The 21352-nt window shown below is 65.1% G+C and carries 17 protein-coding genes and 3 tRNA genes; 14 read left to right on the top strand and 6 right to left on the bottom strand.

Features of this window, described 5'->3' with window-relative positions; genetic code table 11:
- Positions 1 to 1359 precede the first annotated feature (1359 nt).
- A complete protein-coding gene (locus tag KIH78_RS03800) occupies positions 1360 to 1731 on the bottom strand; it encodes a hypothetical protein (protein ID WP_219131310.1) in 372 nt (123 codons plus the stop codon).
- 103 nt (positions 1732 to 1834) lie between these two features.
- Positions 1835 to 2068, bottom strand: a complete 234-nt coding sequence (locus KIH78_RS03795) for a helix-turn-helix transcriptional regulator (RefSeq protein WP_219131308.1) — start codon at positions 2066 to 2068, stop codon at positions 1835 to 1837.
- 207 nt (positions 2069 to 2275) lie between these two features.
- Here KIH78_RS03795 and KIH78_RS03790 point away from each other — a divergent pair, with 207 nt between their 5' ends.
- Positions 2276 to 3046 carry a helix-turn-helix domain-containing protein gene (locus KIH78_RS03790; protein ID WP_219131307.1) on the top strand — a complete coding sequence of 257 codons (771 nt, stop codon included), beginning with the start codon at positions 2276 to 2278 and terminating at the stop codon, positions 3044 to 3046.
- A 173-nt stretch (positions 3047 to 3219) separates the two neighbouring features.
- Positions 3220 to 4377, top strand: coding sequence for a tyrosine-type recombinase/integrase (locus KIH78_RS10865; protein WP_420830107.1), 1158 nt, complete (start codon positions 3220 to 3222; stop codon positions 4375 to 4377).
- Here the strand turns inward: KIH78_RS10865 and KIH78_RS03775 are convergent.
- Together KIH78_RS03775 and trmB are read right to left on the bottom strand one after the other, a co-directional pair.
- A tRNA-Glu gene (locus tag KIH78_RS03775) sits at positions 4340 to 4411 on the bottom strand. The two genes, KIH78_RS10865 and KIH78_RS03775, sit on opposite strands and share 38 nt — an antisense overlap.
- Before the next feature lie 120 nt (positions 4412 to 4531).
- The gene (gene trmB, locus KIH78_RS03770) at positions 4532 to 5416 is read right to left on the bottom strand and encodes a tRNA (guanosine(46)-N7)-methyltransferase TrmB (RefSeq protein ID WP_219131334.1); all 885 of its coding nucleotides are present in this window, start codon (positions 5414 to 5416) and stop codon (positions 4532 to 4534) included.
- Positions 5417 to 5797: 381 nt separating this feature from the next.
- On the opposite strand from trmB, the gene galE reads away from it, so the two are divergent.
- The 4 genes from galE (at position 5798) to KIH78_RS03750 (ending at position 8362) form a co-directional block, all read left to right on the top strand.
- Entirely contained in the window at positions 5798 to 6811 is a 1014-nt protein-coding gene (gene galE / locus KIH78_RS03765) for a UDP-glucose 4-epimerase GalE (protein WP_219131305.1), read from the top strand.
- A 266-nt stretch (positions 6812 to 7077) separates the two neighbouring features.
- Positions 7078 to 7151 (top strand) — tRNA-Asp (locus tag KIH78_RS03760).
- Positions 7152 to 7196: 45 nt separating this feature from the next.
- Positions 7197 to 7272 (top strand) — tRNA-Phe (locus KIH78_RS03755).
- Positions 7273 to 7930: 658 nt separating this feature from the next.
- Positions 7931 to 8362 carry a nucleoside 2-deoxyribosyltransferase gene (locus KIH78_RS03750; protein ID WP_338024109.1) on the top strand — a complete coding sequence of 144 codons (432 nt, stop codon included), beginning with the start codon at positions 7931 to 7933 and terminating at the stop codon, positions 8360 to 8362.
- A gap of 113 nt (positions 8363 to 8475) precedes the next feature.
- On the opposite strand, the gene KIH78_RS03745 is transcribed toward KIH78_RS03750, so the two are convergent.
- Positions 8476 to 9780 (bottom strand): class I SAM-dependent methyltransferase, encoded by a 1305-nt coding sequence (locus tag KIH78_RS03745; protein ID WP_219131303.1) that lies wholly within the window; start codon positions 9778 to 9780, stop codon positions 8476 to 8478.
- A 377-nt stretch (positions 9781 to 10157) separates the two neighbouring features.
- Here KIH78_RS03745 and fucO point away from each other — a divergent pair, with 377 nt between their 5' ends.
- Complete coding sequence (fucO, locus tag KIH78_RS03740) at positions 10158 to 11309, top strand: lactaldehyde reductase (RefSeq protein WP_214311581.1); 1152 nt, start codon at positions 10158 to 10160, stop codon at positions 11307 to 11309.
- 193 nt (positions 11310 to 11502) lie between these two features.
- Here the strand turns inward: fucO and KIH78_RS03735 are convergent, their stop codons facing one another.
- Complete coding sequence (locus KIH78_RS03735) at positions 11503 to 12426, bottom strand: glycosyltransferase family 2 protein (protein ID WP_219131302.1); 924 nt, start codon at positions 12424 to 12426, stop codon at positions 11503 to 11505.
- Positions 12427 to 12549: 123 nt separating this feature from the next.
- Between KIH78_RS03735 and KIH78_RS03730 the strand changes: the two genes are divergently transcribed.
- The 7 genes from KIH78_RS03730 to folP all read left to right on the top strand — a co-directional run bounded on the left by KIH78_RS03730 (position 12550) and on the right by folP (position 21322).
- A complete protein-coding gene (locus KIH78_RS03730) occupies positions 12550 to 14112 on the top strand; it encodes an AI-2E family transporter (protein WP_219131300.1) in 1563 nt (520 codons plus the stop codon).
- Positions 14112 to 15335, top strand: coding sequence for a glycosyltransferase family 2 protein (locus KIH78_RS03725; protein ID WP_219131298.1), 1224 nt, complete (start codon positions 14112 to 14114; stop codon positions 15333 to 15335). Before KIH78_RS03730 ends, KIH78_RS03725 begins: the two co-directional genes overlap by 1 nt.
- A gap of 119 nt (positions 15336 to 15454) precedes the next feature.
- Positions 15455 to 16891 (top strand): D-alanyl-D-alanine carboxypeptidase/D-alanyl-D-alanine-endopeptidase, encoded by a 1437-nt coding sequence (locus tag KIH78_RS03720; protein WP_219131297.1) that lies wholly within the window; start codon positions 15455 to 15457, stop codon positions 16889 to 16891.
- Positions 16892 to 16947: 56 nt separating this feature from the next.
- A complete protein-coding gene (gene hpt / locus KIH78_RS03715) occupies positions 16948 to 17511 on the top strand; it encodes a hypoxanthine phosphoribosyltransferase (RefSeq protein WP_214311559.1) in 564 nt (187 codons plus the stop codon).
- The gene (gene ftsH / locus KIH78_RS03710) at positions 17508 to 19595 is read left to right on the top strand and encodes an ATP-dependent zinc metalloprotease FtsH (RefSeq protein ID WP_219131295.1); all 2088 of its coding nucleotides are present in this window, start codon (positions 17508 to 17510) and stop codon (positions 19593 to 19595) included. Before hpt ends, ftsH begins: the two co-directional genes overlap by 4 nt.
- Positions 19596 to 19710: 115 nt before the next feature.
- Positions 19711 to 20325, top strand: coding sequence for a GTP cyclohydrolase I FolE (gene folE, locus KIH78_RS03705; protein ID WP_219131332.1), 615 nt, complete (start codon positions 19711 to 19713; stop codon positions 20323 to 20325).
- 82 nt (positions 20326 to 20407) lie between these two features.
- Positions 20408 to 21322, top strand: coding sequence for a dihydropteroate synthase (folP, locus tag KIH78_RS03700; protein WP_219131294.1), 915 nt, complete (start codon positions 20408 to 20410; stop codon positions 21320 to 21322).
- Positions 21323 to 21352 lie beyond the last annotated feature (30 nt).

Here is a 21352-nt window from a genome sequence, read left to right as displayed (position 1 = left end):
CCATAGGGGCGGCCCGTGGGAGCGTCGGACGGGGGACGGACGGCGGTATGGCCGGCGATGGCGGCGTGTGCGCGAAGTTTTGAACCCCGCGTACTTCTCGGAGACCTCACCGGCGGTCTCGCCCACGCCGGAACCCACCCCACCCCCGGTATGTTGGTGGCGGTGCCCGGCGACGCGGCCACGGTGTTTGCCTCGCATCCGTCACGAACGCGTGTCATCGCCCGTCGTCCTTGCTGCCGCAACGGTTCCGGCCATTTTCGCAACAGAAGGCGGGACCGGGTTTCGTCGCGTGTGCACGAACGGGCGTGCTGTCCACCGGTCATAGGCAGTCACGTTCGGAGACTTCCCCCACGGGGGTCGCGTCGCCTTCGGCTGGGATCGTGGCGGCGCGTCCGTCTCGCGTGACGCGTCCGTGCCGGCCGCTGCCGGCGTCGGCGCGCGCACCCCTCGCGCGCGCATGATGGGGTGCCCCGTCGCGGGGAGAGGGGAAGCGCGGGCATGCGGATAGTGTCCCGGCCGCGAAGACGCCGACGATTCCACCGCCCTTCCCGGTTGTCGGCGGCTCCAATGGCCGGCGAGCGCAGCGCGCGTGACACGTCGTGTGCGCGGTGAATCTCGTTGTCGTCGCGTGGTTGCTGCCGGTGCCCTCGCCCGCGTGTGCCCCGTATTTCGTCCCGGTGGCGTCGTCTAGGCGCGTCCCGTATGCCGTGATGGGGGTTTCCCGTGTCGTGGCTGTCGGGCGTTCTATGGGCCGGTTTCGTGACGGGGCGTGATGGGCGGTGCCGGTGCCGCGTCGTGTTGTGGTGATCGCCGGTGCTTGCTGCCTGTTGTCCCCGACGATTCACGCCGGGACGGATGTGGCGGGCGTTTCGTGGGTGTGTTCGCGTGGTCGTTGCGGGTGCTGTCCCCGTCGTATCGGGTAGGTTCGTCTACCTCTTCGCGCGTAGGTGGGGTGATATGCGCCCTCTCCATGCTGTGACCGTTGCCATGGGGCGCGGTCGGTGCTCGTCGGTGTGCGCTGTTGCCGGTGCCGCCCGAATGACGCGCCGGTGAATAGGGTGCCCAAATCGGCATCCTTGCTTTATTCAGATTGGATTCTCTTGGATTCTATTGGATTACTTGTATTAGGGGTGTCCGAATCGGGCATCCTATGTGACCCGAATCAGGCATCCTATGTGACCCGATTTAGTCACCCTTTGTGACCTGAATCAGGGCGTAAAGGGTGCCCGATTCAGGTCGCATATTCATGTGTGACGGGGTGCTTCGTTCCGCTAAGGGTGCCCGAATCGGGCACCCTTACGACGGCATGGGAAAAGGGGTGTCCGAAACGGATGCCCCCGAGATGCCGGCGAGCGCCAATCAGGTCTTTTCCGGTCCTTGCCATTGGTCGTACATCTCGGCGACGTGCAGACGATAGGCGGCTGTGCTGCCTTTGTGCCCCGGTGAAACGCGCTCGATAATGCCTATGCCGGCGAGTTTCCGAACGTGTTCCGCGAACTTGCGCGGGCTGATACCGAGGGTGTCGCAAGACTTTTCGCGCGACTCGGTGAACAATTGGGCCGGATCTCCCTTCTTGGTCTGTCCATACCGCCGTTCGTCGCCTACGCCCATGCCGCCGTTGTCCCATGCCCTTAGCGCCATGTGCTGCAATACGAGCCGGGTGGTAGCGGCGAGCTTGAGTCGGTCGCGGCCTCCCAGCCATTCCGCTTGCTCGATTAGTCTCTTACCCATCCGTCACCGCCGTTCGCGCTCGCCGGCTGTCGGGTGGTAATATGGGCGTCGTCACCGAAGCCCCGCCCCGTGCGGGGTTTTGTTTGTTCCGGGGCGGCATGTGTCACGCTCCGACCGTTGCTATGGTGTGGGCTTGCATCCATGCTTCCACGACGTCGGATTTGTAGACGACGCGCCTCTTGCTCAGGCGGATGAACGTGGGACCGCGTCCCGTATAGCGCATGTTGTTCAGGTATTTCGTGCTCACTCCCAGCATTTCGGCGGTCTGTGAGTTCGTGAGCGTCTTGGATGCCGTGTCGGGCGTGTTCCTCGCCGCCGCGTTAGTAGTGTGGCTCATTGAGTCCTCGTTTCCTGTGGTCAGGGCGCGGCCGTGCCGCGTCGGGGGCTTGCGGGGCTTCGCCGGCTGCTACCCGGTGAGGCCCTTTTTTTCGTATCCGGTCGTACCGGAGTGTTTATCACATTAGCCAATGTTTGACACGATGGTAAAAGTATGCCTACAATCGGCGTGTTGTTGTTTTGACAGACAAAAGGCTTCGGTGACACGATGACTCAAACGACGGATACCCCTGTGTCCACATTCGGGCAACGCTTGCAGCGCTGCCGCAAATCCCAGAAGATAGGCGCGGAAAAGCTTGCCGAAATGGTGAACGCCGAATATGGCGAAGGAACCACCACGCGAAGCGTCATCACCGCGATAGAGACCGGCCGCAAGCTGGAAGGCGTGACCATGGCCGAAGTACTGCGCTTCGCCCATATGCTTCACGTCTCGCCGCTATGCCTCATTATCGACCTCGAACAACCGTTCTTGCGCGCTGATTTCCCCGGGTTCGATGGGCTATGCAACTATCAAGCCATGCGGCGTATGACGGGCGGTGTCGTTTTCGACAGGTTTACGGAGTCGTACCCGGAATACATGCGCAAGGGACAACGAATCGGGTTGGCGCTTGACGATGCCGTGAGAAGCCGCGCGTCTGTGATTTCTTCGCTAAAAGAGTTGGAAGAGACCGAATCAGGTAAACGCCAAGTCGATTACGTTGCAGAATCCCGTGAAATAGGCCTTAGCGCTGCCGAGTTGGCCGCGATAGAGGAACAGGAACAATGGGAAACCCGGCAATCCATGTGTGTCTCATTGGGGGGTTTCGTGGAACAAAGGCAAATCCTCATTGATGAAGGCGTGATAATCCCCGATGCGAAGAGCGGCCTTGCGGCGAGATTCACGGAATCGGCAGTAACCTTACTGCAAAACAAAGTCGCCCCCTATAAAGTCACGGTACCCCGTTTCGATTCCGAAGACATGTGGGGTGATGCCCTGTGAGTGTCATCGAAGAAAAGTCGAAAGACGGCGTCTTCAAGTACTCCGCCAAGAAGTTCCCCAAAGGTTACGGCTTCGGATTCCGCTACACCGATCGCCAAGGACGGGAACACAAGCGGCGTGGTTTCGAGCGCCGCATAGACGCGCAACGAGAACGTACGCGAGTATTGGCCGAAATGAACGCCGGGAAATACATCGACCCACAACGCGGCCGCTGCACCGTCGCCGACCTCGGCACGGCATGGCTGGAAGCCAAGAAAAGCGTTGTCAAACAAGCCTCATACGACAAATACGCAAGCCTGTGGAACTGCCACGTGAAGCCGAAATGGGGCGCGGTCGCCGTATCCGACGTGACCCACGGCGACGTGCAGCGCTGGGTAAGCGACCTCGCCGGCCGGTACAGCAGCAAACAGACGCGCGGCATCGTGAGCGTACTAGGCATGGTGCTACGTCAGGCCGTGCGAGACAAACGAATCGCCGAAAACCCGTGCGACGGCATCGAACTACCCCGCGCCGAAGTTCAGAAGCCCCGCCGATATCTCACCATGCGGCAGCTGCTCACACTCGGTACGACGGCGAGCGCTCGCAAACGTTGCGATTACTCAACCATGGTGCTGTTCATGGGTACCACTGGTATGAGATTCGGTGAAACCACCGCGTTGCGTGTGAAGAACATCGACCTTGCCAAGGGCACTGTGCGCGTCTGCGAAAACGCCGTGTGGTCTGAGAGCGGGTGGCATCTGAACACCGCGAAGAACGGCGACGATAGAACGGTGGTGTTCCCCAAGGGGCTGTTAGGCGAGCGACTGCGCAAGGCGTGCGAGTTCAAGGACTCCGACGCCCTCGTGTTCGAGCGTCCCGGCGCGCTCAACGATGGGCGTCACCTGACCGAAGCCGACTACATGCGCCCGCCTGACAGGCGCGACGGGTGGTTTGCGGTCTCCGTGGAAGAGGCCGGCTTACCGCCTATGACGCTGCATGATCTACGGCACACGGCCGTGAGCCTTGCCGTTCACGCGAAGGTGCCGGCGAAGGTGGTTCAGGCCATCGCGGGACACAAGACGTTCTCCATGACGATGGACTACTACGCCGATCTATTCACGGATGACCTTCATGTGTACGGCGAAGCGCTGGACAGGGAAGCGGCGAAGGCTCAAGAAGCGCTCATTCAAGAGGCCATGTGCGAGCCGTCCAATACCGTTGCCGTCCAAATTCCGTCCAAAACGACTCAACCCGGAAAACAGAAAAGCGCCAAAAACCTTGGGTTTCAGCGCTTTTCGTGGCTCTCGCCGCGAGTACCCCCAGAGAGAGTCGAACTCTCGTTGTCAGATTGAAAGTCTGGTGTCCTAACCGTTAGACGATGGGGGCGTGACAACTCGCCCAACAATACGCAAGCTGTCGCCGTTGCGCAAGCCCGGCGTGTCGTCGGCCGTTGCGGTCGCGCCCGGTCGTGCCTGATTGTGTCCGGTCGTGTCTGATCGTGTCCGGTCACGCCTTGCGGTAGGTGAAGTCGTGGATGACGCGTCCGGCCTCGAGGCCCTTTCGCTCGAAGTTGGTGAGCACGCGTCCCTCGAACCGCGGCGACTCGGGGAAGTCGGCGTGTGGCATGTCGGCCGCGAGGTCGGCGTTGCCCTTGCCTACGTGTCCGGTGGGCAGGCTCACGGTGACGCCGCCCTCGTTGCGCCAGCCCTCGAGTCCGTCCATCACCTCGTGCACGTGCAGGGCGTAGTCCTCGATGTCGGTGGCGATGCGCCATGCGCCGCCGTCGGTCAGGGTGCGGCGCACGTCGGCGGCCAGCGCCGGCTGGACGATGCGACGCTTGTGGTGCTTCTTCTTCGGCCAGGGGTCGGGGAAGAAGGTCCAGACCTCGGCGGCGACGCCGTCGGCGCACGCCTTGAACAGTTCGGGGGCGTTGACCTGCGCGACGCGCAGGTTCGTCAGGCCGCGTTTGCCGGCGAGCAGCAGCGTGTGCGCCACGCCGGGCTCGTAGACCTCGAGCGCCAGGAAGTTCTCGTCCGGGTGGGCCTCGGCGGCCGCGACGACGTTCTCGCCCTGTCCGGTGCCGATTTCGATGACGAGCGGCTTGTCGTCGCCCCAGAGGCGACGTACGGTCTCCTTGTCGAGCGTGAAGTCGGGGCGCACGTCGAGCGAGCCCTCGCCGTCGTTGATGTCGAGCAGGTAGTCGTGCGCGTAGTTGTCCCAGGCGCGTTGCAGTCGCGCGTCCAGGCGCGCCGACCGGCGGACGAACGACAGCACCCGGTGCATGGGGTGGCCTTCGGCGGTGGTTGTGGCGGTGGTTGCGGTTGCGGCTGCGGTGGTGTCCGGCGCCGTCGGCGCCGTGGCGTCGGCCGTGCCGGCGGCCGTGTCGTTCATGGGGTGCGTGGGGGGCGTCTGGTCCGTGGTGTTCTGGTCCGTGGTGGCCATGGGGCGTGTCTTCCTTTCGGGGGTGTCCGATGCGCGATTCGTCGATCGACGGCCGATCCGCGCGGCTCCGCGATGCGGTCGCCGTTCCGTCGCCGGGCGTCGTTTCCGGGTGTTGCCTTCCGATGTCGTCGTCCGTGCGTCCGTGCGGATGCCTGTTCGTCCGTTTCCTGTGTCCCATTATTCACCACGCGGTCGGAGAAACCGCGTGTGTTCGGTCTTGTTACGTGTTATACTCAAATTGTTCGAAAAAATAACAAATGTGAGCAGAAGCGAACAGCGGCTCGCGTGGTCGGACCGCACGCCAATGTCTCATCAAAGGAAAGGTCAGACATGACTGTTCTCGTCACCGGTGGGTGCGGTTACATCGGCGCCCACGTCGTCCACGCGCTTCACGAGGCCGGCGAAAAGGTCGTCGTCGTCGACGATCTGAGCTACGGCAAGCCCACGCGCATCGAAGGCTCCCGCCTGTACGGCATGGACATCTCCGCGCCGGGCGCCGGCGAGCGTCTCGCCGAGATCCTCGATGCCGAGGACGTCGACGCCGTCATCCACTTCGCCGCCCGCAAGCAGGTCGGCGAGTCCGTCGAGAAGCCGCTGTGGTACTACCAGCAGAACATCGGCGGCATGCTCAACGTCCTCACCGGCATGAGCAAGTCCAAGAAGACCCGCAAGCTGGTCTTCTCCTCCTCCGCAGCCACCTACGGCGTCCCGCCGGTCGACGTGGTGCCCGAGGACGTCGTCCCGATGCTGCCGATCAACCCGTACGGCCAGACCAAGCTGTTCGGCGAGTGGATGGCCCGCGCCTGCGAAGGCCGCTACGGCATCCGCTTCTGCGCCCTGCGCTACTTCAACGTGGCCGGCTGCGGCCCCGTCGAACTCGAGGATCCGGCCATCCTCAACCTCATCCCGATGCTGCTCGACCGCCTCAAGAAGGGCAAGGCCCCGCTCATCTTCGGCGACGACTACCCGACCCCGGACGGCACCTGCGTGCGTGACTACATCCACGTCTCCGACCTGGCCGACGCCCACCTCGCCGCGCTGAAGTACCTCGATCGTGACGAGCGCAAGTACGACGCCTTCAACGTCGGCACCGGCGAGGGCACCTCCGTGCGCCAGATCGTCGACGAGCTCAAGAAGGTCACCGGCATCCCGTTCGAGGAGCATGTCCAGGGCCGTCGCGCCGGCGATCCGCCGCACCTCATCGGCTCCCCGAAGCGCATCAACGAGGAGATGGGCTGGCATGCCAAGTACAACGTCGAGGACATCGTGAAGTCCGCGTGGGCCGCATGGCAGGCCAACCCGGAGCACCACATCGACGTCGAGCACTGGAAGCAGGCCGACTGATCCGGTCCCGTCCGGTGCCGTTGCGGCGCCATTCGATGCCGTGGGGCGCGTCCGTTCGTCGGGCGCGCCCCACGCGCGTTTCGCGCCGGAGGCAGGTGGGCTTTCGAGGTGATGGCGGATGTGTTCGGCGGTGTCCCGGATGATGCCGGTCGCCCTGGGAGTAGGGTGGAAACCGTTGCGATATAAGGCGACACGCCGTAACTTGCACGATGGCTCGGTGTGAGTAATATATCTACTCGTTGCCTCACGGAAACGCGAGAAACAACGGCCGCGTAGCTCAGTTGGTTAGAGCGCCGCCCTGTCACGGCGGAGGTCGCCGGTTCAAGTCCGGTCGTGGTCGCTGGATGGTCTGAAAGCCCGGTTCTCGGGCTTTTATACTGTCTCTGGCTCTGTAGCTCAGTTGGTAGAGCGAGCGACTGAAAATCGCTAGGTCAACGGATCGACGCCGTTCGGAGCCACCACGGGAAACCCCGTGAGCCAAGCAATCACAAGGCTCACGGGGTTTCGCATATTCGCCGCCGCGGTCTGGCCCACCTCCAACTCTGGGGTTATTCACACGTTCGTCCCGCACATTCACTGGCAAAGCGGTGCCTGGAACGGTGCCGTGGCCCCGGAGCAGGAATCCGGGATGTGTGTATGTTCCGGGCCGGCGTGTGGTGGGCCGGAACGCGCGGTGATGCAGTTTCCCTGTTCCAGGGCCGCAACATATGAGCCCGGAACCCGATTCGTGTGGGTATCGCCGTTCCGGACCAAGACCCGGTGGGCCGGAGGGATGCAACAGGGCCGTTCCCGAGTTCCGGGGCCATATCGGCGAGGTGGTTTGGTGATGTGCTACGGAATCGGTTCGTGAAGAGGGGTGTGGGCGATGCGAGTTGGCCGGGTTGTGGCGGGTTGCTTCGCTGAGGGGTGCTTCCGCGAAGTAGGTCGGTTGATTCCTGACGAGTTGTTTCGCGGGGGAGCCGTTCCGCGACGCGGTATGGCCGGATCGTGACGAGCCGTTTCGCCAATGGAGGCGGGTCGACAGGCGCCGGATTTCACATAGTGACCATTATGCGGCCGGATGTCCGAAACGTGACTGAGTGGAACGTGATCGCGCACGGCGTGTGTTCAATGGTGGACGTGAACGAAACAGACAGGACATACGACTACTACGTGGCCGGGCCGTTCTTCGACCCGGAACAGTCGGACAGCATGGAACGGCTGGAACGCACCTTGGAGGACCACGGCAAGACGCTGTTCAAACCGCGGTTCGTCAGCCAGATCGAGGACGTCGGCCCGGACGGATGCTTCCGCGACGACATCGCCGGCATCAACGCCTCGAAGGCCGTCATCGCGAACCTCATGGACGAGGACGCCGGCACCATGTTCGAGATCGGATACGCGTACGCGCAGGGCAAACCCGTGTACGGCTACCGGGAGGGGCTCACCCCCATGGACCGGGTGAACCTCATGGTGGCCCAGGCCGTGACGATGGTGTTCTCCGGGCCCGAGGATCTGGCGAAGTGGCTGGAGACGGGGGAGCACGAGGAGATCGACTACATCCAGTTCTGACGGTCCTGAATACGGCCCAATATGGCCCGTATGCGACGACGCCCGCCGCGGTCCCGAAAGACCGCGGCGGGCGTCGTCATCGGTTCGTCACCCGACGTGCCGTGCCGGACGGCTCACGCCCTCCACCACGGGCGCAGCGGATACCACTTGCCGTCCGGATGTCCCACACGGTCCGGACGGACGGCGAGGAACTGGTGGATCTGGATGCCGTCGAGCTCGAAGTTGAGCGCGCACGCGGCCATGTACAGGCCCCACACCTTCGCACGTTCGAATCCGACCTGTTTCACCGCGTCGTCCCAATGCTCGGACAGGTTATGGTTCCAATGATGCAGCGTCAGCGCGTAATGCTGGCGCAGGTTCTCCTGATGCACCACGTTGAAGCCGGCGTCGTGGATGCAGGATTCGATGAAGCCGGGCGCGCCGAGATCGCCGTCCGGGAAGATGTAGCGGTCCAGAAACTCGTCGGTGCCGGGCTTGCCGTCCGGCTTGTCGTGGCTGATGGTGATCTGGTGGTTGAGGAGACGTCCCATCGGCTTCAGCAGCTTGTACATCTCCTCGAAGTAGCTCTGGTAGTTCTTCACGCCCACATGCTCCATCATGCCGATCGAGCTGATGCCGTCGAAGTCGCGCTCCGGCACCTCGCGGTAGTCCTGCACGCGCACCTCGGCCAGATCCTGCAGTCCTTCGCGGGCGATCCACTCGTTCGCGTACGCCGCCTGCTCCTTGGAGAGCGTGACGCCCAACGCCTTGATGCCGCGACGCGCGGCGGCGATGACCATCGAACCCCATCCGCAGCCGATGTCGAGCAGGCGCTGCCCGGGCTCAAGACCCAGCTTGTCGAGGATGAGGCGCAGCTTGTTGGCCTGAGCGTCCTCGAGGCTCATATCCTCGTTCTCGAACACCGCGCAGGTGTAGGTCATCGATGGGCCGAGGAAGTCGGCGTAGAACTCGTTGGACATGTCGTAGTGGAAGCTCACCGTCTCGGAGTCCGCCTTCTCGGTGTGTGGGAGCAGCCCCTCCTTGATGCGCGCGAACTTGCTCGGCCCCTCGGTGGCCGGCACCGGCGGCCTGCGGAACCCGTGGCTGAGGATGCCCGCCGAGACGCGGGCCAGCGAGACCGGCGTGAACGGCTTGACGTACTTCGCCATCGACACCATCGCGCGCATCGCCGGATACGGGTCGGCGTAGTCGATGCCGTCCACGTCGAAGTCGCCCAGCACATAGGCGCGCACCACTCCGATCTCGTTCGGATGGGCGAGCAGCTGGTACATGCAGTTCGGGCTGGTGATGCGGACCTTGAGCGCGGCGTCCGCCGAACCGAAATGCGAGCCGTCGAACGCGTCCACCCGCACGGGCGCGTCGTCCTTGAGGAACAGGCCCACCATCTCCCCGACCGTCATCGATTTTCCATTCGCCATGTCACTGCCTCCATCCGTGTTCTTGTCATCACCGTGCATGGAACCGCCGCACGGTCCGTATGAAACCCCGTTTCGAGGCATATCCTAGTCCCGGGCTTTTTGGAGGAAACGCCGTGCGCTGTGGAGTATGGCCGCGTGATGATGGTTTCGTTGACATCGCCGGCGTGCCGCGGTTTAGCGCCGATTTCCGCGGTTTCGGCAAGGACGGCGGCCGGAACGGGGCGTCGCCGCGACACCGTCTCAGGGAATTCCCGGGAAATTCTCCGGCGGGATGCCGGCGACGCCCGCAGCCGCGAGTACACTAAGAGGCTGTCGGGCGGTGCAGCGATGTACCGGCCCGCAGTGAACACAATGGACATAGCTTAAAGGAGAGCCTCATGGTCTATCGCATGATCTTCAACCAGACCGCCTACTTCGGACGCGGCGCGATCAAGGAGATTCCGGCCGTCGCCAAGCAGCACGGCTTCACGAAGGCGTTCATCGTCACCGATCCGGTCCTGCTCGAGACCGGCACCGCCGAGAAGGTCACCAAGGTCCTCGACGAGGCCGGCCTGCCGTACGAGGTGTTCTCCAACGTCAAGCCGAACCCGCCGGTCGAGTGCATCAAGGACGGCGTCGAGAAGTTCGCCGCCTCCGGCGCCGACTTCCTCATCGGTCTGGGCGGCGGCTCCCCGCAGGACACTTGCAAGGGCATCGGCATCATCACCGCCAACCCGGAGTTCTCCGACGTGCTGTCCCTCGAGGGCGTGGCGGACACCAAGAACCCGTCCGTCCCGATCTTCGGCGTGCCGACCACCGCCGGCACCGCCTCCGAGACCACCATCAACTACGTGATCACGGACACCGCCAACAAGCGTAAGTTCGTGGCCGTCGACCCGCACGACATCCCAATCGTCGCGTTCGTCGACCCGGACCTGACCGACTCCATGCCGCGCGGCCTCAAGGTCGCCACCGGCCTCGACGCCCTGACCCACGCCATCGAGGGCTACATCACCCCGGGCGCCTGGAGCCTGTCCGACTGCCTGTCCATGCAGACCATCCGCATGATCGCCAAGAACCTCGCCAAGAGCGCCGACGGCGACGTGCCGGCCGGCGAGCAGATGGCGTACGCCTCCTACATCACCGGCATGGCCTACTCCAATGTGGGCCTCGGCCTGGTGCACGGCATGGCCCACCCGTTGGGCGGCCGCCTCGGCGTGGCGCACGGCGTGGCCAACGGCATCCTGCTGGCCCCGGTCATGGAGTACAACAAGGACTACACCGGCGAGAAGTACCGCGACATCGCGGACGCGTTCGGCGTCGAGGACGCCTACACCGGCGATCTGGAGAAGGTGCGCGAGGAGGCCGTGCAGGCCGTCCACAAGCTCACCGTGGACCTGAAGAACCCGACCACGATCTCCGAGGTCGGCGCCACCGAGGCCGACCTCGAGCCGCTGGCCCACGACGCGTTCAACGACGTGTGCACGCCGGGCAACCCGCGCAAGGCCACCGAGGAGGACATCCTCGCCATCTACAAGTCCCTGATGTGATGTGAGGCTGGTTCCCGATTTCCTCTTCCGGGGAATCGGGAACCAGCAACGAACAGGAACGAACAAAGCCCGGAATCGGCTTCGGCCTGATTCCGGGCTTTGTCGTGTTCGGTCGCACAGGGGGCCGGTTCACGGTTCCACAGGTATGGCGATCGTGAACCGGACGTCCCGGACGTCCCGGACGGACCCAAAGTCACTCGTGCTTCTCGTCGTAGGTCTCGTCGGTGGGCGTCTCGTCGTAGAGCTCGTGCCCCTCCTTCTCCGCGAGCTCCATCTGCTCGTTGATCCACGCCGCCTCGGCCGGGTTGATGTCCGCCGTGTTGAGCACCTTCTGCCACACGGGGTAGAACAGGTGCATCACCGGGTACATGGCGGTGAACAGGATCTCCGGCTTGTGCTTGCGCCAATGCTGCGGGTGGGCGTCGAACGTGTTGCGGAACCGCTTCATGTAGTTGCGGAACGAGGAGAGCGACGTGTCCATGCGACGCGCGCTCATGCCGGCGATCATGCGCGGCGAGTACACGGTCTTGAGCCCCTTGCCCATGAGGTGCAGGGAGATGTCGATGTCCTCGTGCATCACGTCGGCCTTGTCCCGGCACACCTCGCCGGCGATCGCATGCCAGGCGGAGGCGCGCAGCGCCATGTTCGAGCCGAACAGCAGCGGCTGGCCGCCGTCCGCGCGGTAGATGCGCCTGCGCAGCGAGTTGTCGCTCTTGAGGCCGAAGTGACGCGACGGCATGTCGTAGTACATCACCGGACCGGTGGCGCCCATCGCCTCCGGGTCCTCGGTGAAGATGCCGGAGACGACCTCCACCCAGTCGGGCTTGATCATGCAGTCCGCGTCGAAGCGGCCCAGCACGTCGCCGGTGGCATGGTTCAGGCCGTAGTCGCGCGTGGGGATGAGGCCCTGTTCGGCGTCCTGGTGCAGCAGCTTGACGGGCGCCTCCGGATGCTCCTTCATGAACCGTTCGACGATGGCGCACGTGTTGTCCGTGGACCGGTTGTCGACGACCAGGATTTCGTAGGGCATCACGGTCTGCCGGATGGTGTTGAGCAGGCAGTCGGCGATGCGTTCGGCCTCGTTCCAGGCCGGGATGACGATCGAGACGTTCAACATGATGTCCAAGAATAATGCTGTCGGCGTACACGGGGTGATGCGGACACGGCCGTGGCGCGCCCTGAAAGCGAACAGCAGGAGAACTTTCCGTGGCCATCGCCCCGGTCGCTACAATGGGGAGCCATGAATCAAAGCGTGCGTGAGCATACCGCAGCCGAGGACGCCGAACAGCGTTGGGATTTCGGCACCCTCTTCCCCTCGAAGGGCGATCCGCGCAAACCTCCGGAATGGTTCAGCCGCGCGTTGCTCTACGTGGCCATCGCCATCATCGTCTTCGCCTTCTGCTGGCGCTCGTGGGGCAAGATCGACTATCTGGTGCTCGACATCATCATCTCCTTCTTCCTGGCGCTCGCCATCGAGCCGATGGTCGTGGCGCTGGTCCGCCACGGCTGGAAGCGCAGCTTCGCCTCGCTGGCCGGCCTGTTGACGGTGGCGGTCGTCATCGGCGTGCTGCTCTCCCTGTTCGGCAGCATGTTCCTCCAGCAGATGATCGCCATGATCTACGGCATCCCCGCCACCTACGAGCAGATCAGGACGTTCGTGGTGGACCAGTTCTCGGTGGACATCCCCGACATGGACAATCTCGGCTCCGAGCTCATGAAGTCCGATCTGCTCAAGAACATCCAGAGCTCGTGGGTGAGCGACTTCGCCGGCACGGCGATCAGCACGGTGGGCGGGCTGTTCTCCTTCCTGCTCCAGCTGCTCACCGTGGTGATGACCACCTACTACATCTCCGCGGCCGGCCCGAAGCTCCGCCGCTCCTTCTGCCAGTGGATGGCGCCGGGCATGCAGAAGCGCTTCCTACTGGTGTGGACGGTGGCGCAGGACCAGATCTCCTCGTTCCTGTTCTCCCGTTCGATCCTCGCGATGATCAACGCCGCCTGCACGGCCATCTTCCTCGAGGTGCTCAACGTGCCGTACTGGCTGCCGCTCGCCCTGTTCTGCGGCGTGGTCTCCCAGTTCATCCCGACGGTGGGCACGTACATCGGCGGCGCGCTGCCGGTGGTGTTCGCGTGGGGCAACCGCGGGTGGACGTATGCGGTGGCGGTGCTCGTGTTCATCATCGTGTACCAGCAGATCGAGAACCTGCTGCTCTCGCCGATCATCTCCCGCCGCACGATGGACATCAACGAGGCCGTGGCGTTCCTTGCCGTGCTGGCGTTCGGCTCCGTGTTCGGCGCGTTGGGCGCGTTCCTCGCGCTGCCGGTGACGGCCTCGCTGCAGGTGATCTTCCGCGTGTACACGCGTCGGTACGAGCTCGTCGATTCGCCGTTGATGAACGATCCGGTGACGGAACGCAAGTCGAAGGTGGTCGAGGCGTCCGAGGCGTTCAACGAGCATGTGCTCCATCCGATCGGCGACCATATGCCGCGTGCGGCCAAGGGCTCCACCAGCCGCGTGCCGATGAACGACGAGATCCGCCGTCTCCAGGAGGCGATCTACGCCATTCCGTCCGACGAGGCGGGGGAGGGCGAGGGCGACGATTCCGCCACCGTCGCCATTCCGAAGGGCGTGCTGTCCCGTCGCGCCGCGTCCGGTCTCAAGGGTGTGGGCGACGACGGTCCGTCCGACGACGACGCGTCGTCCGACGGTTCCGTCCCGTCCGATGACGCGGCTTCGTCCGATTCCTCCGACGTTCCGTCCGATGCCGCGACGGACGACAACCCCCGTGCGAGGTGGCACTGATGGTCCTGCTCACCGTACTCGACATGCTGCTGTTCGTGGTCGGCGCCGTCGGCATGATCTACCAGGGCGCCTGCGTGCTCATGTCCCTGTTCTCCAAGCCGGTGCGTTTCCCCGAGGCGCCGATGGACCGCAGGTACGCGGTGCTCATCTCCGCGCGCAACGAGGAGAACGTCATCGGCAACCTCATCGGATGCATCCACGACCAGACCTATCCGTCCGACCTCATCGACATCTGGCTCGTCGCCGACAACTGCACCGACCGCACCGCCCAGGTCGTGCGCGACCTGGGATGCCACGTGGTGGAACGTCACAACGACAAGCTCATCGGCAAGGGCTATGCGCTCACCTACCTGCTCGACCACATGATCGACGAAGGCATCGCCGACGACTATGACGCCTACTTCGTGTTCGACGCCGACAACCGTCTCGACAGGCACTACTTCGAGGAGATGAACAAGGCCTTCCAATCGGGCTTCCGCATCCTCACCAGCTACCGCAACTCCGTGAACCTCAACGACAACTGGGTGTCCTCCGGCTCCGCGCTGTGGTTCATCCGCGAATCCAGGTTCCTCAACAACTCGCGCATGCTGTTCGGATCCAGCTGCCACGTGGGCGGCACCGGCTTCATGTTCTCCAAGGAGATCATGAAGCGCAACAAGGGATGGAAGTTCCACCTGCTCACCGAGGACCTCGAGTTCACGATGGACTCCGTGCTCCACGGCGACCGCGTCGGCTACTGCGGTACCGCCATCCTCTACGACGAGCAGCCCGTCACCTTCGCGCAGAGCTGGCGGCAGCGCCTGCGCTGGAGCAAGGGCTTCCTGCAGGTGTTCCGGTACTACGGCCCCGCGCTCATCCGCCGCGCCGTCCGCGAACGCGACTTCTCCGCCGTGGACTTCACGCTCCTGCTCTGCCCGTTCACCGTGCTCGGCGTGGCGCGCATCCTTCTGGGACTCCTGTTCGCCGCGTTCGGATTCGTCACCTGGAGCAGCCAGCTGAGCTCGCTCACCGGATGGGCCAACGGCATCGTGCTGTCCATCGTCGCCATGATGGGCCTGGCCGCGTTGACCATCGTGGCCGAACGCAAGCAGATCGGCGCCACCAACAAGGAGCTGTTCGCCTACGTGCTCGCCTTCCCCATCTACATCCTCTCCTACGTGCCGATCTCCTTCCAGGCCATCTTCTCCAAGGCCCAGTGGAAGCCCATCGCCCACAAGGGATGACCGGACGGCCGCGCCGGTCTCAAGGCATGGCGGTACGCTGGTGGGGCAACGGGCCCGTCGGCGAACCGCCACGGGCCATATGGAAGCAGGACATCGACTGGTAAGGACGGTGGAACCAGGTGGCACGCAGGGCACGAGGCAGGAGACCTGTCGGACATCGCGTCATCACATGCGCCGTGGCCGTGGCGTTGACGCTCGCCGGGGGCGTGGCGTACGCGGCCGGCGACATCGCCGACGTCGTTCCCGGACCGCTCACCCTCCGGCAGACCACCGTCCGCACCTACGCCGACCCGGCCTCCACCATTGCGGCCGGGACCATCGCCGGGGACGCGGAGAAGGACAAGCCCATCGACGCCTCCGCGGCGCAGGCGCTCATCGACGCGTTGGGGACGGCCGAAGGCGTCGGCTCGGACTACTCGGCCGTCATCGCCGCCACGGACGGCACCATCGTGGCGCAGCATGAGGCGGACACCCCGCGGGAACCGGCCTCCACCACCAAATCACTCACCGCGTACGCGGCCGCCGCGACCCTCGACATGGGCTCGACGCTCGACACCACCGTCCACCTGACCCACACCGACGGCACCCCCGTCATCGTGCTCAAAGGACACGGCGACATGCTGCTCGGCGCCGGGCAGAGCGACCCGGACCACATCAACGGGCGGGCCGGGCTGGCCACGCTCGCCGACCGGACCGTCGAGGCGCTCGGGAAGCGGGGCATCACCGCCGTGGCGCTCGCCGCCGACGACACGCTCTTCGGCGAGGACCGCACGCCCGACATGGTCGACAACAATCCCGAAGGCCGCTACTACACGCCCATCTCCACGATGGCCATCGACGGCGGACGCGACTGGACCGGACTCGAGACCCAGGACAAGGACCAGTTCACCGAATACCCCGCGCTCTCCCAGCACACCGCGCAGGACGTCGCCGCCACGTTCAAGACGCTGCTCTCCGAACGGGGCATCACCGTCACCGACTCCACCGACATCAGCGGGCAGGAGGACTCCAACCGCATCGCCGCCGTGAGCTCCGCGCCCCTCAACGAGATCATGGCGTTCATGATGCGCCATTCGGACAACACGCTCGCCGAACTGTTCGGACGCCTCACCGCGCTGAAGACCGGACAGGAGAACTCCATCGCCGGCGACACCGCGGCCGTGGCCAAGGTCCTCAAGGACAACGGCATCACCACCGAGGGGCTCACCCTGAGCAGCTGCTCGGGCCTCGCCCCCGGCACCACCATCACCGTGTCCACGCTCATCGGCGTGCAGGCCAAGCTCGCCGACCCGGACGGCGGGGCCGCCGCCGCGTCCGAAGGACTGTCCATCCCCGGTCTCGTGGGCACCGCGAAGAACCGCGTGGCCGACGACGCCGTGCGCGGTCTGGTGCGCGTGAAGACCGGATCGCTCACAGGCGTGCGCTCGCTCGTCGGCAACGTCTCGCGCACCGGCGGCGGCGAGCTCATCTTCGCGGTCATCGTCAACCACGCCAGCAACGAATGGGCCGCCAACAAGGCCATCGACCAGATGGTCGCCGGTTTGGTGAAACTCTAGAACCCTCACAGGAACCACCCAGAAACACGTCACTCTCGTGTGCCAAGATGGTGGGCATGCGAATCGCTGACGTACAAGACGACATCGACCACGAGCTGGTCAGCACAGAGGAAATCCACGCCATCATCGACCGGGCGGCCGCCGAGGCGAGCCGGGACTACGCGGGGAAGGACCCGCTGCTGGTCGCCGTGCTCAAAGGCGCGGTGAACACCATCGCCGCATTCTCGCAGGCGCTGTCCATCCCCTGCCAGCTGGACTTCATGAGCCTGTCCAGCTATGGATCCGGCACTGAATCCAGTGGAACCGTGACGATTCGTCAGGATCTGTCCACCGATGTTCGCGGTCGGCACATTCTCATCGTCGAGGATATCGTGGATTCCGGCAGGACGCTCGCGTGGCTGGTGGAGGAGCTCAAACGCCGCGGCGCCGCGTCCGTCGAGATCTTCGCCCTGCTGGAGAAGCCGTCCAGGCACGAGGTGAAGGTCGATGTGAAGTACAAGGGGCGTGAGATTCCGGACGAGTTCGTCGTGGGCTTCGGTCTGGACTATGCGGAGAAATACCGCAACCTCGATTCGATCGCGGTGCTCAAGCCGCACGTCTACCAAGGAGGACAGGCATGAGCTTCCCCCAGGGGCCGGGACCGAACAACAACGGCGGCAACGGCAACAACCCGTTCACCAACCCGTTCCACCGCAACGACGACAACCGCGGCAACGGCAACAAGCCGAACAGGAACGGCGAGGGCAGGCCGGTCTGGCAGTCCCCGTGGCTGTGGGGCGCCGTCATCGTGGTGCTCGTCGCGGTGATGTTCCAGCTGTTCGCCGGCACCGGCACCCAGACCATCGACACCAAGGACGGCCTGCAGCTGCTCAAGGACGGCCAGGCCACCTACGCGAAGATCGTCGACAACAAGCAGAAGGTCACCCTCGAGCTCAAGGACGACTTCAACAAGAAGGACCCGGACACCGGCAAGAACCACGACTACGGCAAGAAGGTCCAGTTCTACTACACGTTCGCCCAGGGGCAGGATATCCTCAAGGCCGTGGAGAAGGCCGAGCCCTCCAAGGGGTGGAGCGCCGACATCGAGCAGACCAGCATGCTCAGCTACCTGGTCACCTCCATCCTGCCGTTCATCATCTTCTTCGTGCTGTTCTGGTGGCTGATGAGCCGCATGGGCGGCGCCTCCGGCATGCTCGGCATGGGCGGCAAGAAGAACAACGGCAAGCTGCTCGAAGGCCAGACGCCCACCACGAAGTTCTCCGACGTGGCCGGCGAGGACGAGGCCCTCGCCGAGGTCGAGGAGATCAAGGACTTCCTCAAGGACCCGTCCAAGTACAAGGCGCTCGGCGCGCGCATCCCGCGCGGCGTGCTCCTGTACGGCCCTCCCGGCACCGGCAAGACGCTGCTCGCGCGCGCCATCGCCGGCGAGGCCGGCGTGCCGTTCTACGCGATGGCCGGCTCCGACTTCGTCGAGATGTTCGTCGGTCTCGGCGCCTCCCGCGTGCGTGACCTGTTCGACGAGGCGAAGAAGAACGCCCCCGCCATCATCTTCATCGACGAGATCGACGCCGTGGGCCGCAAGCGCGGCTCCGGCATGGGCGGCGGCCACGACGAGCGTGAACAGACCCTGAACCAGCTGCTCGTCGAGATGGACGGCTTCGACAACGACACCAACCTCATCATCATCGCCGCCACCAACCGTCCCGACGTGCTCGACCCGGCCCTGCTGCGCCCGGGCCGCTTCGACCGTCAGGTGGGTGTGGCCGCGCCGGACCTCGAAGGCCGCGAGGCGATCCTCAAGGTCCACGCCAAGGGCAAGCCGTTCGTGCCGGACGTCGACCTGCACATGGTGGCCGTGCGCACGCCGGGCTTCACCGGCGCCGACCTGGCCAACGTGCTCAACGAGGCCGCCCTGCTGTGCGCCCGCGCCGGCGCCCAGCTCATCGATAACCGCGCCATCGACGAGGCCATCGACCGCGTCCAGGCCGGCCCGAAGCGCAAGTCGAAGGGCATGGCCCTCGACGAGCTGCGCAACACCGCCTACCATGAGGGCGGCCACGCGCTCGTCGCCGCCGCGCTCCACCACACCGACCCGGTCACCAAGGTGACCATCCTGCCGCGTGGCCGCGCGCTCGGCTACACCGCCGTCATGCCGACATCCGACCGCTACTCCGAATCGCGCAACCAGCTGCTCGACCAGATGGCGTACGCGATGGGCGGCCGCACCGCCGAGGAGATCGTGTTCCACGACCCCACCACCGGTGCGTCCAACGACATCGAGAAGGCCACGAAGATCGCCCGCACCATGATCACCCAGTACGGCTTCTCCGCGAAGCTCGGCGCCATCAAGTGGTCGGACGACGACGCGCAGAGCGGCGACCTGGAGAGCCTCGCGCCGCACAACTACTCGAACCGCACCGCCGAGATCATCGACGAGGAGGTCCTCAAGCTCGTCGAGACCGCGCACACCGAGGCCTGGGAGATCATCAACGCGAACAGGGACATTCTCGACGAGCTCGTGCGTCAGCTGCTCGTCAAGGAGACCCTCAACGAGAAGGAGCTCGCCCAGATTTTCGCGCCCATCCGCAAGGCACCGGAACGCCAGGTGTGGCTGTCCGACGACAGGCGCCCCGATTCCGACACCCCGCCCGTCGAGATCCCCGAATCGCTCAAGCGATCCGTGGGCATGAAGGCCGGTGAGTGAGCGCATGGCCAGACATGCGCATAGCGTCCCCGACGCCGCCCGCCGTCCCGCGCCGCAGTCCGGAACGCCGAGAGCGCCGAAGGCGCCCGTCCCCGCGGACCGTCCCGCCGTGGACATGCCGTCCGTGGAGGAGCGGACGCCCCGCCCGGCACGGTTGGCGCGTCCCGTCCGGTACGACGAGGACGGCGTGCGCCGGGCCGTGAGGCTGTTCCTCACGTCGATCGGCGAGGATCCGGACCGCGAGGGGCTGGCCGAGACGCCGGACCGCATCGCCCGCGCCGGCCGTGAGCTGTTCGCCGGCCTGTCCGCCTCGCCCGAGCACGTGCTGGAGAAGCGGTTCGCCGTGGACACCGACGAACTGGTGCTCGTCAAGGACATCGAACTGTACTCGGTATGCGAGCATCACCTGCTGCCGTTCCACGGCGTGGCCCATGTGGGCTACATCCCCGCCAAGGACGGTGTCATGGGCTTGAGCAAGCTCGCCCGGCTCGTCGAAGTGTACGCGCGGCGTCCGCAGGTACAGGAACGCCTCACCCAGCAGATCGCCGACGCGCTCGTCGAATACGCCCACGCGCGCGGCGTGATCGTCGTCACCGAATGCGAGCACCTGTGCATGTCGATGCGCGGCGTGAGGAAATCCGAGGCGCGCACCGTGACCTCGGCGGTGAGGGGATTGCTGCGCAACCCAGCCACCAGGGCCGAGGCCATGAGCCTGATCATGAACCATTGACCGATACCGCGGCGAGGCTCCCGATGAGGGAGCCTCGCCGCAGTTATCGGACGGAACACGGAGCCATTGAGGGGAGACGGACATGACGGACCTGCGTGCACTGCACGAAGCCGACCACACGCTGGTGATGGGCGTGCTCAACATCACCGAGGACTCGTTCTCGGACGGAGGCCTCTGGCTCGACCCGGACGCCGCGGCGGCGCACGGCAGGGCCATGGCCGCCCAAGGCGCCGACATCATCGACATCGGCGCCGAATCGACCCGGCCGGGCGCCAAACGCGTGGCCGAACAGGACGAACGCGCCCGGATCGTCCACGCCGTCAAGGCCCTCGCCCCCTCCGGAGCAGTGCTGTCCATCGACACCACGCGCGCCGCCGTGGCCGCCGCCGCGCTCGACGAGGGCGCGCACATCATCAACGACGTCTCCGGCGGCACCCTCGACCCGGACCTGCCCCACGTGGCGGCCGACCACGACTGCCTGTACGTCGTGCAGCATTGGCGCGGCTGGCTCGCCGGCTCGCACGGCGCCACGCCCGACGCCGACACCTCGCACTACGAGCACGGCGTGCTCGCCGACGTGCGCGACGAGCTCATGCGTCAGGTGGACCGCGTGCTCGCCGCCGGCGTCGACCCCGAACGCATCGTCATCGACCCGGGACTGGGCTTCTCCAAACCCGGCATCGAACACAACCTGCCCCTGCTCGCCGGCATCGCCGCGTTCCGCGCCACCGGCTACCCGGTGCTCATCGGCCAATCCCGCAAACGCTTCGTGACCGCCGTCCTCGGCGAGGCCGGCATCGAGGACCCGGACATGGCCGCGCGCGACGACGCCACCGCGGCGCTCAGCGCCCTGTGCGCGGAACACGGCGCATGGGCCGTGCGCGTCCACGACGTGGCGCGCTCCAAGGCCGCCGTCGCCGTGGGCGACGCGTGGCGTCGATACGCCGACGACGCCGACCGTCCCGCGACGCACGAAGGGGTGCCGTCCGGCCGCTGACGGCCGCGACGCCGCAATCGGAAAGGAACC

It is taken from the genome of Bifidobacterium saguinibicoloris (assembly GCF_019331725.1).
Classification (GTDB): Bacteria; Actinomycetota; Actinomycetes; order Actinomycetales; family Bifidobacteriaceae; genus Bifidobacterium; species Bifidobacterium saguinibicoloris.
Note: the sequence above shows the minus strand (reverse complement) of the source record. Positions and strands in the feature narration are given on the sequence as shown.